Below are 14,976 nucleotides of genomic sequence, written 5' to 3'. Positions count from 1 at the left end.
CCGAGGCGGCGGCTTCCTCGGCGGTGCCGAAGCGGCCGAAAGGAGTGGTCGATCCGGCGGCGGTGATCGCGTCGTCGGAGTCCAGCTCCGGCCGCGAGTGCAGGAGTGGGGTGTCGATCCGGCCGAAGCGGACGGTGTCCACGCGCAGCCGTGCGGGGCCGCCGAGGCCCCCATAGCGCCTATCTGGGGCTTGAGGAACATCTGTGTCAGATCGTGCGCTAAGCCCTCCGGGCGTTGATTGGCGCTTTGACCTGGTGTGATTGCGTACCGGAGCCTTCGCGGGTCGCTGTAGTCGATCTTCGGAGAGTTGTTGTGGCGGTCGAGTTTCTGTCGGGTGAGCAGGCTGGGTACGGGGCGTTTGTCGGGGCGCGGTCCCGTGCGGAGTTGGAGCGGTACTTCTTCCTGGACGACGCGGACCGGGATGTGGCGCAGGCCAAGCGGCGTGCACACAATCGGCTCGGATACGCGGTCCAGCTCACGAGCGTGCGCTACTTGGGCCGGTTCATGCCGGATCCGCGGCAGGTGCCGGCGGAGGTGGCCGAGTATCTGGCCGAGCAGCTGGAGATCGAGGACCCTTCGTGCCTGAAGGAGTACGGCGAGCGGGACGGGACGGCCCGCAGCCACGCCGGGGAGATCCAGGAAGCCGGGGGCTGGCGGGACTTCACCGAGGTCTCGGCCGAACTGGGTGAGTGGCTCGATGCGCGGGCCTGGACGACCGGGGACGGGCCGAAGGCGTTGTTCGACGCGGCGGCCGGGTGGCTGCGCGAGCGCAGGGTGCTTCTTCCCGGGGCGAGCCGCCTGTCAAGGCTGGTAGGTAATGTCCGGGAGGCGGCGAACCAGCGACTGTGGGACACCCTCTACGGGCTGCTGAACACCGGGCAGCGGGCGGTGCTGGACTCGCTGCTGACGGTGCCGGCCGGTTCGCGGGTCTCGGAGCTGGACCGGCTGCGGCGCGGGCCGGTGCGGGTGTCGGGTCCGCAGATGAAGTGGTCGCTGGATCGGGCGGAGGAGATCGCCGACCTGGGCATGGGTGAGCTGGACGTGTCGGGGATACCGCCGCGCCGGCTGGCTGAGCTGTCGCGGTACGGGGTGGATGGCAAGGCAACGCTGCTCAAGCGCCACAACGACGCGCGCCGGCTGGCGACCCTGCTGGCCACCGCGGTGCACCTGACGACGCGGGCGGTCGATGACGCCCTGGATCTCCTGGAGGTGTTGATCGCCACCAAGCTGCTGGCCAGGGCCGAGCGGGAGACGGCCAAGGAAAAGATGAAGACCCTGCCGAGGGTCGAGCGGGCCGGGGCGAAACTGGCGACCGCGTTCCAGGTCGTCTTCGACACCACCTCCGAGCAGGTCGACACCGACACCGGCGAGATCAGCGCCCCGAAAGTGGAAACGTTGGCGGCGATGTGGGAGCAGATCGAGGCGGTGGTGCCACGCAGCGAGTTGGCCGCCGCGATCGCCGCACTGTTCGAGCTGACGCCGCCGCTGGACTCCGATGCGGACCAGGCATGGCGGGCGATGCTGGTTACCCGGTTCGGCACGGTGCGGCCGTTCCTGAAGCTCCTGATCAAGGTCGTGGACTTCGGCGCGACTCCGGAGGGCGCCCCGGTGCTGGCCGCGCTGAAGTCGCTGCCGGAGCTGATGGGCCGCAAGAAGGTGGGACCTGCCGAGATCGACACCGAGCTGTTGGCCGGGTCCTGGCGGCGGCTGGTACTGGCCGCGCCGAACCTTGAGCCGGGGTGCGTGGACTGGAAGGCGTACGTGTTCTGCGTGCTGGAGCAGTTCCACCGCATGCTGCGCAGGCGGGAGATCTTCGCGAAGAACTCCTCTAAGTGGGGCGACCCGAGGGCGAAGCTGCTGGCCGGCGGGGCATGGGAGCAGGCCAAGCCCACCGTGCTGGCATCCCTGGGCCTGCCTGTCCCGCTCGAAAATACGATTTCGCGGCTGTGGCCTGCACGTTTGCTGAGAGGTTGTCAATTCCTTTGTGTATGTCGTGATGCGTGTTCTTGCTGGTCGGGCCCGTGGGGTGGTTACTGAGGGTGATCTTGCTGGGGTCAGAGGGGGAGGCGGTCAGGGAAGGCGAGCATGAAGTGGTTCATGGCGCGCTTCCAGCCGAGGGTGCCGGTGCCCCGGACGCGGCCTTGGGGGATGGGGCCGTCGCCGTCGATGTGCCGGCCCTCGATGCGGCGGATGCCGAGGTAGAGGAGCTTGATGGCGGCGTCGTCGGAGGGGAAGTGGCCGCGGGTCTTGGTGATCTTGCGGAGCTGGTAGTTCAGGGATTCGATCGCGTTGGTGGTGTAGATCACTCGACGGATGTCGCGGTCGAAGGCGAGGAAGGGGATGAAATCCTCCCAGGCCCGCTCCCAACTGGCAATCAAACCAGGGTAGTTCTTGCCGTAGTTCGCCCTCAGCTCGTCCAGGGCGGACAGCGCCTCGGACTCGGTCGCGGCCGTGTAGATGGGTTTGAGGGCGGCGGCGACCTTCTTGCGGTCGCTGTAGGAGACGTACTTCATCGACGCCCGGATCAGGTGGGTCACACAGGTCTGGACCAGGGCTTTGTCCCAGACGGTGTTGATGGCCTCGGGCAGGCCGGTCAGGCCGTCGCAGCACACGATCAGCGCATCGCGCAGGCCGCGGTTCTTCAGCTGGCTGAGCACGTTCAGCCAGAACTTCGAGCCTTCGGTGTCCTGGATCCAGATGCCCAGGACGTTCTTGATGCCGTCGACGTCGACGCCGATGACCAGGTGGGCGGACTTGTTGGTGACCATGCCGCCGTCGCGGACCTTCACGCTGAGTGCGTCGATATAGAGGATGGGATAGACCTCGTCAACTGGCCTGTTCTGCCAGGCAGTTATCTCATCGGCCACCACATCAGTGATCTTGGAGACCAGGGCCGGGGAGACCTCGGAGCCGTAGACCTCCTTCAGATGCGCGGTGATGTCGCGGGTGGTCATGCCGCGGGCGTAGAGGGACAGGATCATGTCGTCGACCTGGGCCAGGCGCCGTCGCCCCTTGGGCACGATGACCGGCTCGAAGGCGGCCTTGCGGTCCCTGGGCACGTCCACCGTGACCGGCCCCGCCGTCGTGGTGAGTGTCTTGGGGAAGCTGCCGTTGCGGGAGTTCCCGCTGCCCCGACCGGCCGGGTCGCCGGCCTCGTAGCCCAGGTGGTCGGCCATCTCGACCTGCAGAGCCCGCTCCAGGACCGCCTTCATCATCTGCTGCAGCAGCCCGCCGGCCCCGTCGATGCCGACCCCGGCCTCCTCCGCGTCCGCCAGCATCCGGTCGATCGCCGCAGGCGACAGTGCCCCCGCCAGGCGTCGGGCGGCCTCCTCACGGCTGTCCATGGGCGCGGCCTGCGGGCTGATCTCGTTCATCAAGTCACTCACTGTGTGTCACAAACTCCAGGTCAGGACGGGCCCGACCAGCACCCAGCAAGACCATCACTTACACATAGGAGTGAACACCCTCTTTGCTGATCCTGGCGACAAGGCCTCGACTGGCCTGCGACGATCTGCGGATGTCGCTGTCGGTCGTCGCCACGCTCGTCCGGAATCTGATCACCGTGCCCGCTGCCGTACTGCGCAGCCGTATGGCCAAGGATGCGGAAGTTCTCGCGCTCCGGCATGAGAACGCGGTGCTGCGCCGGCAGACCGCCCGGGTCTGCTACGAGCTCGCCGACCGGATCTGGCTCGCCGCATTCTCCCGGCTGATCCCGCGCGAACGCCGGCGCCAGGTCTTCGCGGTCACCCCCACCACATTGCTGGCCTGGCACCGTCAACTCCTCGCCCGCAAGTGGGCGTTCATCCAACGCCGCCGCCCCGGCCGACCCTCCACCGCGCCCGCCGTCAAGCAGCTCATTCTGCGCCTGGCCCGCGAGAACAGCACCTGGGGCCACCACCGCCGGATTCAGGGCGAACTCGCCCGCCTGGGCTACGCGATCGCCCCGTCCACAGTCTGGGAGATCCTGCATGCCGCCGGCATCGACCCCGCCCCGCAGCGCTCCGGGCCGACCTGGCGCCAGTTCCTCACCGCCCAGGCCCACGGCATCATCGCCGCCGACTTCCTCCACCTCGACACCGTGTCACTCAAGCGCCTCTACGCCCTGGTCGTCATCGAGCACGGCACCCGGCGCCTCCACCTCGCCGGCGTCACCGCCCATCCCACCGCGCAATGAACCGTCCAGCAGGCCAGGAACCCCGCCGTGATCCCGGACCGCCCCATCGACTCGCTGCGATTCCTCCTCCGGGACCGGGACAGCAAGTACACCCACGCCTTCGACGCCGTCCTCGAGGCCGACAGCGTGGAGATTCCGCTCAGCCCACCACGGACACCCAAAGCGAACGCGATCTGCGAGCGAGTCGTGGGCACCCTCCGCCGCGAGCTCCTCGACCGCATGCTCATCTACAACGAGACCCACGCCGTGAAAGCACTGACCGAGTACATCCAGCACTACAACGGACACCGTCCCCACCAATCCCGCCAGCAGCTACCCCGGACAGCGACCAACCGTCCAACCCGGCCGCCATCACCGACCTCCAGACCCACCAGATCCGGCGACAACCCATCCTCAAAGGATTGATCAACCAGTATCACCGCGCCGCCTGACCAAACGACACCACCGCAGCTCACAGCACCGAATCGTATTTTCGAGCGGGACAGCAACGGCTTCGACGCGCAGGACTGCCTTCTTGCCCGCGTGAGCCCCGGCGCCACCGAGGTGTGGGTGCCGCCCCGGATCCAGCGGATGCCCGGCGGATGCACCGTCGGCAACGCCCTGGACCCGAAACCGCCACCGCATTGAACGGGGTGCATGGCTCCGGCGAAAAGCCGCCTGCACCTTCCACGCCGCCTCCACGATGTCGCCCATCGCCGCCCCGGGCCTGGCAAGGTCGTCAGCCCGCGCGGCATATGCCCGGACACCGGGCTTGCCCGGCTCTCCTACGGCCAGGCGCGCGCCCTGCTGGACGAGCACACCGCACTTCGGGGGCCGGGCACAGGCTGGGATCTGCACGAGTACCGCCACTCCTCGCTGACCTACCTCGGCGAGCAGGGCGCGTCCCTGTTGATGCTGATGGCGAAGTCCCGGCACAAGAGAGCGGAGAACGTCCGCCGCTACGTCAAACCGTCACCAGAGGCGAGGCGATTGCCGAGCTCACAAGCCTGCTCGCTCCCGGGGGCAGCAACCGCTGAGCCGCGTTCCTTGATCCTTCTCGGTGGCAACGGCGCCAGCGGAGAGGAGTGTCGCGGCGGCGAGGCTGCCCCAGAGGGCGGCTGGGCCGTGGGGTGCGAGCGTGGTGATGACCGCCGGGGAGACGGCGAGGCCGAAGCCCGTGGAGAGCTGGAAGCGAGCGAGGGTGCGGCCCAGGACATGGGCCGGGGCGAGTGCGGTGACGAGCGCGGTGGCGCTGCCGGCGTAGATGATCTCGCCGACCGTGCAGACCACGGACACCGTGGCGATGGCCGGGGTACCCCAGCCGTGTCCCAGTGAGGTGGCCGCGAGGAAGCCGAGGTAGGACGCGGCCAGCACCACGCCAGAGAGGGCCAGCACGGTCCGCCGGGAGAAGCGGGACATGAGGACGGTGACCGGCACCTGCAGGGTGACGACCAGCGCCGTGTTGGCCACGAAGACGGCTGCCGGCCACGCCGGGGACGCGTGGAGCTGCGTCACCAGGACCAGAGGGAGCGCGATCTCGGGGACGTTGAGGCAGAAGACGTAGACCACATTGGCGACAAGTAGCGCGAGCATCCGGGGTGCGGGCTCATCGTCCCGGTCCTTGGCCGGGGCGGCCTCCGCTGGATGTGCGTGCACGTGGACCGACCACGCCAAGGCGGCTGCGGCAAGGTAGGCGAGCGCAGTGACAGCTGCCAGCGCCCGCAGTGCGGTGGTGCCGCCCGCCAGGCATACGGTGGCAAGGAGTGCTCCGACGCCCAGGGCGGCGTTGCGCAGGGCGCGGGCCCCTGCGAGGGCGGTGTCGCGTTCTCGGCCGTGGGCGACCGTGGCCACGAGCGCGGCGTGGGCGGCCGGCCATGCCTGGTTGCCGATGCCGAGGAAGAGTGCCGCCGTCGCGAAAAGCCAGACGTGCCCCGCTGGGGCGGCCAGCAGCAGCGCCACGCCCAGCACCCGCACCAGCATCGACGCCGCCACGACCGTGCTGCGTGCGCCGCGGTCCAGCCATCGGCCCACTGCGGGCATGCACACCAGACCCGCGACGATGCCGACCGTCATGGCGGTGCCGGTGACCGGAGCGGACAGCCTCAGTACCGTCACGCCGTAGAGCAGTAGAAAGGGCCGCAGCAGGCCGGTGCCTAGCGCGTCCACGGCCAGGGCGACGGCATAGCGGGGGCCTCCTGAGGCGCGGACGAGGGCGCGGGGCTGGATTCTGGTGATGGTTGCCATGGCGTCAGACGGTGCGTTCGGCCGCTGGGGCAGGGCACGTCGGTTGACGCACATCGTCAATCGACGCCGTCGCCAGGTTGTCCGGGCGGTGATGATGAGGGGATGACGCTGAGGATCGACATCAGCGGTCTGCCGTCCGAGCGAGTGCGGTTCGCCGCCTCCCCGCTGGCCGAGCTGACCGCGATGCTGCACGTGCTGGCCGAACCCGGTCACCATCCGCAGTTCGCCGGCTGGGCCGCGGACGTCTGGGCCGGGCTGCGGCCGGAACTGGCCGAGCGGCTCAGGGAGGCGGAGTTCCTCTGGCGTTCCTCACAGGCAGACTTCCTGATCCCCGCGCGGCCCCGGCCGACCCTCGCCGAGGAGCTGGACGACGTGGACCGGATCGACGACGAGACGTATGTGACCGCCGCGCTCGTCACCACGTGCGGCAGCAACCGGGTCCATTTCCCCGGGGCGTCGCCGCTCACCGACACGACAGCGCGCGAGCGGGCCCTGGACGTGGCCCAGGCCCGCGGCGCGCCGCAGGAGGCCTTCGCGGAACGGCTGCTCGCGGACCCGGCCGCGGTGCGAGCGCGGGTGCGCCACACCCTCGAAGAATGCGTCGGAGCCTTCTTCGACGGCGCCTGGGCGGGCGTCGCGGTGCAGCTCGCCACCGATCTGCGACTGAAGAACGAACTGCTCAGGCGCCACGGCGTCGGGGCGGCACTCGCCTCGGTCTCCGGCGCGGTCACCCTGGCACCGGACGGCGACTGCATCATCGTGGACAAGGTGCAGGACAAGGCGACCGCCGCCCGTGGCGCCGGGGTCACCTTCATCCCCAGCGTCTTCGGCCGCCCGCACCTGGTGGCGGTCCACGCGCCCGGGTGGCATCCGGTGGTGCAGTACCCTGTCGCCGAGCTGAGTCCGGCTGATCCGGTCTCTCTGGAGACGGTCACCCTCCGGCTGGAGGCGCTCGCGCATCCGGTACGGCTGCGGCTGCTGCGCACTCTGGCCCGCGGCCCGCACACCACCGGCGAGCTGTCCCACTTCTGGGAACTCTCGCCCCCGGAGGTGTCCCGCCACCTTGCCGTCCTGCGCCGCGCGGGCCTGCTCACGGCTCGGCGGCACGGTCGTTACGTCCGTTACACCCTCAATCTGCCCGATCTGGCGGCGTTGGGCACCGACCTCCTGTCGGCCGTACTGCGCTGAGTAGCTTCCGACTATCAGAACGCGGGCGACCACCGCCTTCGCAGCATCATCCGACTCGGCAGGCCGCCGAGCAGTACCGGCGCCAGGGCTTCGGCGTAGTCGGCGGGCGTCCGTTTCGTGATCACTTGAGCCCGAGCAGGGCGAGCGGGCGGTCCGCGTTGCGGGCGTTGTGTCGCAGAGCGGCGGCGATGTTGGTCGCGCCGGCCAGCCGCAGGGCGCCTATGGCGAGGTTGCGCCAGGTGGCCATCGCGCGGGGCGCGTTGCCGGTTCGCAGCTGCGAGGCGTCTTCGGCGAACGTGGTGTCTCTGACGTGGTGCAGGGCCTCGATCTGCCAGTGGTCACGGATCAGGGTGGCAAGCTGGGCGGGGTTGGCGTGCTCGGCGGTGAGGCTGGTGACGGCGTAGACGGTCCTGATGGTGGTCTTGCCGGTCTTGCGGTCGGTGCGGCGGCGCTTGACCTGGACGGCTTGCCGGGCTCCGGGGAAGAGCAGGCCGTTGACCGTGGCCACCTTGATCCGTCGGATCTCCGAGCGTCCGTGGCCGGTGCCCCTCACCCGGCCCTGCAGCGGGATCTCTGTCCACGGAAGGGATTTGAGCTGCTTGCGGAGCTTCTTCTGGTTGCCCTTGACGATCACGATGTAGTGGGCTTCGCGACCGAGGATGTAGTCGGCGTGCTCGCGCTGGGTGTGCATGGCGTCGCTGGTGACGACCACCCCGGCCAGGTCGGGTCTCCAACAGCGGCTGGAAGCAGGTGATTTCGTTCGTCTTCTCCTGCACGTCCAGCTGGGCCAGGACCAGGCCGGTGGTGTGCTCCAGGGCTGCGAGCAGGTGGATCCTGCGGCCGTTGGCCCTGGCCGCTCCGCGCAGGCTCTTGCCGTCGACCGCCAGGCCGCGCAGCCGGCCCTCGGCTCGGTTGCGGCGGTCGGCGAGCCAGCGGCCGACCGCCAGGTCCAGCGTGTCGCCGTCGATCCGGGCCAGCAGTCGTCGAACCGTTGTTTCCGCAGGCAGAGACCGTTTGGGGAACAAGGGATCGAGTCGCATGCCGACTTGTTCCAGCACGTGGGGCGGAGCGTCGGCGATCCATTCGCCGACCGCCAGCAGCGACGTTGCCCCGGCCAGCACCGCGCAGGCGGCCAGGGCAAGAACGCCGACCAGCGCGTGGCGCACTCCGCGGGGATCACGCGGATCGGGCACCTGGGTGAGGCGGTCCAGCAGTCCGGGCACTTCTTCCGGCGCGGCCTCGGGATGCTCGCGAAGTTGGTCAAGGGCAGGCGGGATCAGCGATGATGCTTCGGCAGGCACGGTCTTCCAGACAGGTCACGGGGCGTCGAGAACTCCATGATCTTGGAGGCCGTGCCTGTTCCGCTCTCCCCGGCCGACCAGACCGTCATGAACCGGATGCCCGTCGACTACGCCGAAGCCCTGGTACCGGCGCGACTGAACGCCCCCAGAGGTTCGTGCGCACCGACGGCACGCACCGGGTGACGGCTCCTGCGGGTGTCGTGGGAGGAGCAGACTGCCCACACCGTGACGGTGTATCAACCCCTGGTCCGGTGGCCGCTGCCCACCCCCTGCAGGCCGCGGCCGCCGTCTTCACCTACGTCCTCGGCCACGCGGCTAGCGCCGCCGCGACCGCCGCACTCACCCGGAGACTCAACCAGGGCCGCGTCACCACCGAAGCACAGTTCCAGGACGCCATGACCAAGGCGCAGGAGATCGCCATGCACTACCCGCGCCTGCGCGCCCGGCTGGACACCCAGGCGGCCGCCGAATATGCCGCTGCCCCCGACAGGACCTTCGAGTTCGGCCTCCAGGCCCTTCTGGACGGCCTGGCGCATCACCGTATGAACCCTGCTTGGGCATCGTCTCCAGGGTGTCCACTCGCCACCTGAAGCGCTCAGCCGCCGACTGAGGAGCTCAGTCACACCAACTCAAATGCACAGCCCGACAGATCCAGTGCTCATCCGCCATCTGTAGTGCTCAGTCTCATGCGGGGGGTCTGTACGGTAACCGGTGTAACTCCCGAGCTGGAAGCGACAGTTGATGACTGACGTGATGAGTGACATCAAGGCCGGGGAGGCCGCCGTGGGTGCGCTGGATGTGTGGATGACGGTCTGGTTGCCGAACTGGTGGCCCGGGCCCAGGCCGGCGGAGTGAAGCTGAACGGCGAGGGCGGCCTTCTGGCGGAGCTGACGCGCAAGGTGCTGGAGTCCGCGCTGGAGGGTGAGCTGACCGACCACCTCGGACACGAGCCCGGTGAACGGGTCGAGGGCGGCCGGGAGAATTGCCGCAACGGCCACCGGTCCAAGACCGTGACCACCGAGGTCGGCCCGGTGGAGATCACGGTGCCGCAGGACCGGGCGGGCACGTTCGAACCGCAGCTGGTCAAGAAGCGCCAGCGGCGCCTGGGCGGCGTGGACGAGATGGTCCTGTCCCTGTCCGCGAAGGGCCTTACCCACGGCGAGATCTCCGCCCACCTGGCCGAGGTCTACGGCACGGAGGTCTCCAAGACCACCGTCGATGGGATCGGACTTGCCGATCCTGCGGCGCTCGGCCTTGTCCGGCCGGTTGACCTCGATCACGGTCAGGCCGGCCTTGCGGGCCGCTCGCGTGAACCCCGAGCCGTAGGACGATGTGCCTTCCACCCCGACGGAGACGACAGTGCCATGAGCGGCCATGAACGCGATAGCAGCCGTGTATCCAGCGGCCGTTGTGGGGAACTCAGCGTCGGCGAGCTGCCCGCCGCGGTCAGTCACCACGGCGACGTGGATGGTGTCGGCGTGGGAGTCCACTCCGCCGATCACCACGTGTTCGACGACGGCTTCGGTGTCCGTTCCTGTCATGCTGGAGATGCCTTCCTGACCGGAGATGGCTCCGGCCGGGCGGGGCAGACAGGACAGTGATGGGGCCTTTGGCCAGGCTCCTATAAGGTCATGATCCACCCGGCCGGGGCCTCGGGAACGGGCCCCGGCAGCCGGACAGACCAAGGCGAAGACAGCCCAGCAGGACGTCAGTCAGTGATCGAGTCACGACCACCGGGAACCCGGATACCACTATCACTGTCCGTGATCATGGAAATGGTCGTCTTGGAAACCTCGGCGCCATAGACCTCCGCCAGGTGGGCGGATATCTCCCCATGGGTCAGGCCACGGGCGGACAGCGAGAGCACCATCTCGTCCACTCCGGTCAGCCGACGCTGTCGCTTCTTGACGATCTGCGGCTCGAAGCTGCCCTCACGATCGCGGGGGACTTCGATGTCCACCGGCCCAACCTCGGTCACCACGGTCTTGGAGCGGGTGCCGTTACGGGTGTTGCCGCCGACGGCCCTCTCGTGCTTCTCGTGCCCGAGATGGTCGGTGATCTCACCTTCGAGGGCGGACTCGAGGATCCTCTTCGTCAGCTGCTGCAGCAGCCCGCCCTCACCGGTCAGTTTGATCCCGCTGGCCTTCGCCCGGTCCACCAGCTGGCCGATCAGCTGGTCGTCCATGGCGTCCGGCACCCCCAGGGGCTGCACTTCCTGCACGGCCTCAGCCGAGACGATCACGTCTGTCATCAGGTGTCACTTCCTGTTCGAAGATCCACCGTTGACCGTACAGACCCTGTCGAGCCTGATGCGAGGATCCCGGCGAAGCTACGCAAGGAGATCAGCATGGGCACCTGGGATACTGGTCCTTTCGACAACGACACAGCTGCGGACTTCGCCAGCGCTCTCGACGACGCCGAGCCCGAGGCACGCGAGGCCCTGATCCGAGGCGTTCTCATCCGGACAATCGACGCCACTGGCTACCTCGCGGAAGCGGAAGAGGCGGTGGAGTAATAGTCAAGACCTGTGGATCAAGTCAGTTGGGCTGGTCCCTGTGCCAGGGTCGGCGTCTCATTGCGTTTCGAACGCGGCGGGTTCCTCCGCGTTCGGCCAGCAGTCCAAGGGCCTCTGGTGAGATGCTTCCTCACTGGTCTTGGCCGGGCCAAACTGTCACAAGATCGCGGTAGTTGGCGAAGCGAGGGCCGGGAACCGTGTCTTGGATCGGCTGACCGTTCAGCCAGCATATTTGGAAGGTGTCGCTCTCGGTGTCGAGTAGACAGCACACTCCGCCGCTGGCGGCGGTGAGGCCGGTAAACACGGCTCCGATGCTTGCGGATCGCTCAAACAGCCGACTCATCCCCGACGTGGCTGCGGTGAACTTTAGCGACGCGAAGCGAGGGTGTGGCGCGGGCGCGAACCGCAGCGTGAGGTAGACGTACCCAATCTGAACTCTCCCGAACTCGTCGGGTTCGGAGTCACGGTCCCCGCAGAACTCGCGCACCGCGTCGTCGACGCCGAACATGATTGAGGTGTCGAGTTCAAGCCTGCCGCTTGTGGAGCAATCCACCGGCTCGCTCTTGAAGTTGGACGTGAACGGGACGACGACCCGGTCACCGCCGGGCATGGTGACCGTAAGCGGCGTCACTCGACGGGTTGGCGGCGCCAGCTTGGTGAGCTCGAGCAGCGCCCTGGCGACGTTCTTGGCAGGCACAAAGATCTTGTAGCTGTAGTCAAGCCCCATACGCTCCACCCCTTGTCCGTCGAACTGGATCTTCCCATGACATGCCCGGACCGGTCGAGGTGAAGGTCCCGCGAGACGTGGCCGGCACCTTTGAGCCGCAGATCGTCAAGAAGCGCCAGCGGCGTCTGACCGGCGTGGACGAGATGGTGCTGTCGCTGTCCGCGAAGGGCCTGACTCACGGGGAGATCTCCGCGCACCTCGCCGAGGTCTACGGCGCGGAGGTGTCCAAGGCGACGATCACCACGAAATAACGGGGCCATCGTGGGCGGTGAGAGCCACAATGTCGCCATGGGAGACCGGGGTGGGGATGAGGTCGCGGTGTGGCGCGTCGGCGGGGGTGCTCGCCCCGCGGCGTATGTCATGTCGGCTGTTGTCGTGGTGGCAGCCGCTCGGTGCTGGTTCTGGTGGGTGCTTGCACCGACGTGGGTGGGCTTCACACGGGCAGGGTTGTGGACGGGCCTGGCGGTCGGTGCCTGCTGTTTCTTCTGGTGGGTGATACTGCGAGTCCGGCTGGAGATTGGTCCGGAGCTGGTTGTCGCCGTGAACCCGTGGGGTACTCAGCGGTTGCCCTTGCAGCAGGTCACACATGTGACGCTCGGCAACTGGGGTGCCGAGTTCCATCACACTGACGGGTTCAAGACCACTGCGTATGCGCTCAGCGACATGGCCGCCGGCAAGGTGCAGAGCGAAGAACGCTTCGCAGAAGTCCGGGCCGCGTTTGAGAGGGCCCGACGACCTGCGTAATTCCCGGCTCAGGCGGCTTCTGCCAGCTCAGTCGGGGTGAGGGCCGGGCCCGCGATGATGTCGCGCAGGCAGGCCAGCCCTGCCCGCACCTGGCTGGGTGTGAGTTCACCGGCAGCGGCCCAGCAGCCCGGCGGGGCGGGCCTCGAAGAGGATGAAGCGGAGTGTGTCGGCGCGCCGCCGAGCAGCCTGGCCCCGGCGCCTGGGGGCATGGCTTGGGGCCGGCCAGGAGACGGGCCAACTCGCCGTCGACGTCGACCTTGCCGGTGTCGACCGCGGTCTCGATCCAGTCCAGCGTGGCCCTCACCCTGGCGACGTTCTCGTGCACGATGGCGCGCTCGTCCTCGCCCAGCTGCCGGTCCCGCAGGCCGGGGACGGTGCGGCCTGCGGCCGCGACGAAGGAGTGGCAGGCAGAAACCAGGTCGAGGAACTCAACGGTCCGGTCGATCTGGCGGACTACGGGGGCGACGGGGCTGGTCCGGTCGAAGTGGATGAACGAGCGGGAACGAAACCCGGCGGACGAGGTCCCGACCGGGCGCAAGGCCCTGCCCAAGACAGCTCCTACCTGCAGTTATTTACGCGTCAGTAATCCAGGCCCGCTGCGCGGGCCTCCGTGGAGGCGGGAAAATGGGCCCGTGTCCGTCCGGGACGCCGATCTATCTGTGATGCCATCGAGCTCGCGCGTCAGTATGGCGTTGGGGGCCGCTGACAGGGACCGTCAATTGTTGCTGCAGCACGCGGACCAGACTCTTCAGCCCTGTGGCCCCTCCGGACGGCGCCTCGTCGCCCGGGAGGGGTTCATGGACGTGTTGCACGAGCGGTGCGCCGCTTTGGACATCGGCAAGAAGGACCTAAAAGCGTGCGTACGCACCCCCAGCCCGAGCGGGCGACGCTCGCGCCGACAAGAGACCCGCACGTTCGCCACCACCACCAACGCGCTCCTGGAGCTGCGTGACTGGCTGATCTCCGAACAGGTCACCCTGGTGGTCATGGAAGCAACCGGCGACTACTGGCGCGGGGCGTTCTACCTCCTCGAAGACTGCCTGAACGTGATCCTGGTCAACGCCGCACACGCCAAGGGCCTGCCCGGGCGCAAAACCGATGTCGCCGACGCGGCCTGGCTGTGCCAGCTGGGCGAGTGCGGCCTGCTGAAGGCATCGTTCGTGCCCCCGGAGCCGATCCGGCACCTGCGCGACCTGACCCGCTACCGCTCCACCCTCGCCGCGGAACTCGGCCGCGAGGCCCAGCGGCTGGAGAAGGAACTGGAGGACGCCGGCATCAAGCTCTCCGCGGTGGCCATCGACATCCTCGGCGTCTCCGGGCGGGCGATGCTGACCGCGCTCATCGACGGCGAACGCGACGTCCACGCCCTGGCCCAGATGGCCAAGGCCCGCATGCGGCCCAAGATCCCCGCCCTGGTCGAGGCGCTGACCGGCAACTTCGGCGAGCACCACGCCTTCCTGTGCCGTCTGCACCTGGAACGCATCGACCAGCTCAAGGCGGCCATCGCCGAGCTGTCCACGCGGATCGAGGAGGAGATGCGCCCTTTCGCCCGCCAGCTTGAACTGCTGGAAACCATTCCCGGAGTCGGCCGCACCACCGCCGAGGTGCTCATCGCCGAGACCGGCGGCGACATGTCCCGCTTCCGCACCGCCGGACACCTGGCCTCCTGGGCCGGGGTCTGTCCCGGCCACCACGAGTCCGCCGGCAAGCACAAGTCCGGCCGCAGACGCCACGGCAACCGCTGGCTGGGCGCCGCCCTGGGCACCGCAGCCATGGCCGCCTCCCGCACCCGCGACACCACCTACCTCGGCGCCCGCTACATGCGCCTCATGCCCCGCCTCGGCAAGAAGAAAGCCCTGGTCGCACTCGAACACTCGACCCTGACCGCGGTCTGGCACATGCTCACCCAGGACACCGCCTTCCACGACCTCGGCGGTGACTACTACGCCAAACACGACCCCGAACGCGCCCTGCGCCGGATCACCCGCCAGGCCAACGCCCTCGGCCTTACCGTCCGCTTCGAACCCATCGAGGCCACCTCAACCCACCTACCGGGCTGATGCTCAGACGTTATTTTCGGACCAGAGTCCCACAGGATGCCAAA

10 protein-coding genes and 11 pseudogenes are annotated in these 14,976 nt (G+C 68.4%); 12 read left to right on the top strand and 9 right to left on the bottom strand.

The annotated features are described in order from the left end of the window. Positions 1-312: 312 nt before the first annotated feature. A pseudogene (locus OG395_RS54605) lies at positions 313-1,917 on the top strand (DUF4158 domain-containing protein); the annotation flags it as partial. Positions 1,918-2,054: 137 nt separating this feature from the next. Here OG395_RS54605 and OG395_RS54600 read toward each other — a convergent pair. Beyond that, complete coding sequence (locus tag OG395_RS54600; RefSeq protein WP_442818489.1) at positions 2,055-3,374, bottom strand: IS256 family transposase; 1,320 nt, start codon at positions 3,372-3,374, stop codon at positions 2,055-2,057. 143 nt (positions 3,375-3,517) lie between these two features. Here OG395_RS54600 and OG395_RS54595 point away from each other — a divergent pair, with 143 nt between their 5' ends. The 3 genes and pseudogenes from OG395_RS54595 to OG395_RS54585 form a co-directional block, all read left to right on the top strand. Then, positions 3,518-4,174, top strand: coding sequence for a hypothetical protein (locus OG395_RS54595; protein ID WP_327241156.1), 657 nt, complete (start codon positions 3,518-3,520; stop codon positions 4,172-4,174). A 27-nt stretch (positions 4,175-4,201) separates the two neighbouring features. Then, positions 4,202-4,579, top strand: coding sequence for an integrase core domain-containing protein (locus OG395_RS54590; RefSeq protein WP_327241157.1), 378 nt, complete (start codon positions 4,202-4,204; stop codon positions 4,577-4,579). Between the two features lie 279 nt (positions 4,580-4,858). Further along, positions 4,859-5,190, top strand: a pseudogene (locus OG395_RS54585) (site-specific integrase); the annotation flags it as partial. On the opposite strand, the gene OG395_RS54580 reads toward OG395_RS54585, so the two are convergent. Next, a complete protein-coding gene (locus OG395_RS54580; RefSeq protein ID WP_327241158.1) occupies positions 5,153-6,397 on the bottom strand; it encodes an MFS transporter in 1,245 nt (414 codons plus the stop codon). The pseudogene OG395_RS54585 and the gene OG395_RS54580 sit on opposite strands and share 38 nt — an antisense overlap. Positions 6,398-6,499: 102 nt before the next feature. On the opposite strand from OG395_RS54580, the gene OG395_RS54575 reads away from it, so the two are divergent. After that, complete coding sequence (locus tag OG395_RS54575; RefSeq protein ID WP_327241159.1) at positions 6,500-7,585, top strand: helix-turn-helix domain-containing protein; 1,086 nt, start codon at positions 6,500-6,502, stop codon at positions 7,583-7,585. Between the two features lie 280 nt (positions 7,586-7,865). Here OG395_RS54575 and OG395_RS54570 read toward each other — a convergent pair. Continuing rightward, a pseudogene (locus OG395_RS54570) lies at positions 7,866-8,276 on the bottom strand (ISAs1 family transposase); the annotation flags it as partial. 295 nt (positions 8,277-8,571) lie between these two features. Beyond that, positions 8,572-8,751, bottom strand: a pseudogene (locus OG395_RS54565) (ISAs1 family transposase); the annotation flags it as partial. A gap of 171 nt (positions 8,752-8,922) precedes the next feature. Here OG395_RS54565 and OG395_RS54560 point away from each other — a divergent pair. The 3 genes and pseudogenes from OG395_RS54560 to OG395_RS54550 form a co-directional block, all read left to right on the top strand. Continuing rightward, positions 8,923-9,069 (top strand): hypothetical protein, encoded by a 147-nt coding sequence (locus OG395_RS54560; protein ID WP_327241161.1) that lies wholly within the window; start codon positions 8,923-8,925, stop codon positions 9,067-9,069. Between the two features lie 68 nt (positions 9,070-9,137). Continuing rightward, complete coding sequence (locus OG395_RS54555; protein ID WP_327241162.1) at positions 9,138-9,476, top strand: TetR/AcrR family transcriptional regulator C-terminal domain-containing protein; 339 nt, start codon at positions 9,138-9,140, stop codon at positions 9,474-9,476. Between the two features lie 151 nt (positions 9,477-9,627). Beyond that, a pseudogene (locus tag OG395_RS54550) lies at positions 9,628-10,112 on the top strand (transposase); the annotation flags it as partial. 48 nt (positions 10,113-10,160) lie between these two features. Here the strand turns inward: OG395_RS54550 and OG395_RS58930 are convergent. Then, positions 10,161-10,427 (bottom strand): annotated as a pseudogene (locus OG395_RS58930) (IS110 family transposase); the annotation flags it as partial. A gap of 218 nt (positions 10,428-10,645) precedes the next feature. Next, positions 10,646-11,071 (bottom strand): annotated as a pseudogene (locus tag OG395_RS54545) (transposase); the annotation flags it as partial. 162 nt (positions 11,072-11,233) lie between these two features. Here OG395_RS54545 and OG395_RS54540 point away from each other — a divergent pair. Beyond that, a pseudogene (locus OG395_RS54540) lies at positions 11,234-11,395 on the top strand (DUF4259 domain-containing protein); the annotation flags it as partial. 136 nt (positions 11,396-11,531) lie between these two features. On the opposite strand, the gene OG395_RS54535 reads toward OG395_RS54540, so the two are convergent. Further along, the gene (locus OG395_RS54535) at positions 11,532-12,128 is read right to left on the bottom strand and encodes a hypothetical protein (protein WP_327241163.1); all 597 of its coding nucleotides are present in this window, start codon (positions 12,126-12,128) and stop codon (positions 11,532-11,534) included. 47 nt (positions 12,129-12,175) lie between these two features. Between OG395_RS54535 and OG395_RS54530 the strand changes: the two are divergent. Together OG395_RS54530 and OG395_RS54525 are read left to right on the top strand one after the other, a co-directional pair. Next, positions 12,176-12,370, top strand: a pseudogene (locus tag OG395_RS54530) (transposase); the annotation flags it as partial. Between the two features lie 118 nt (positions 12,371-12,488). Next, complete coding sequence (locus tag OG395_RS54525; protein ID WP_327241164.1) at positions 12,489-12,872, top strand: hypothetical protein; 384 nt, start codon at positions 12,489-12,491, stop codon at positions 12,870-12,872. Between the two features lie 50 nt (positions 12,873-12,922). On the opposite strand, the pseudogene OG395_RS54520 reads toward OG395_RS54525, so the two are convergent. Continuing rightward, positions 12,923-13,079 (bottom strand): annotated as a pseudogene (locus OG395_RS54520) (RacP protein); the annotation flags it as partial. Between the two features lie 10 nt (positions 13,080-13,089). After that, positions 13,090-13,359: pseudogene (locus tag OG395_RS54515) on the bottom strand (DUF6192 family protein); the annotation flags it as partial. A 310-nt stretch (positions 13,360-13,669) separates the two neighbouring features. On the opposite strand from OG395_RS54515, the gene OG395_RS54510 reads away from it, so the two are divergent. After that, a complete protein-coding gene (locus OG395_RS54510; RefSeq protein ID WP_327241165.1) occupies positions 13,670-14,932 on the top strand; it encodes an IS110 family transposase in 1,263 nt (420 codons plus the stop codon). Positions 14,933-14,976 lie beyond the last annotated feature (44 nt).

Source organism: Streptomyces sp. NBC_01320 (assembly GCF_035974375.1).
In the GTDB taxonomy this organism is placed as follows: domain Bacteria; phylum Actinomycetota; class Actinomycetes; order Streptomycetales; family Streptomycetaceae; genus Streptomyces; species Streptomyces yanii.
The sequence above is the reverse complement of the archived record's forward strand: the minus strand, read 5'-3'. Positions and strand labels throughout refer to the sequence as shown.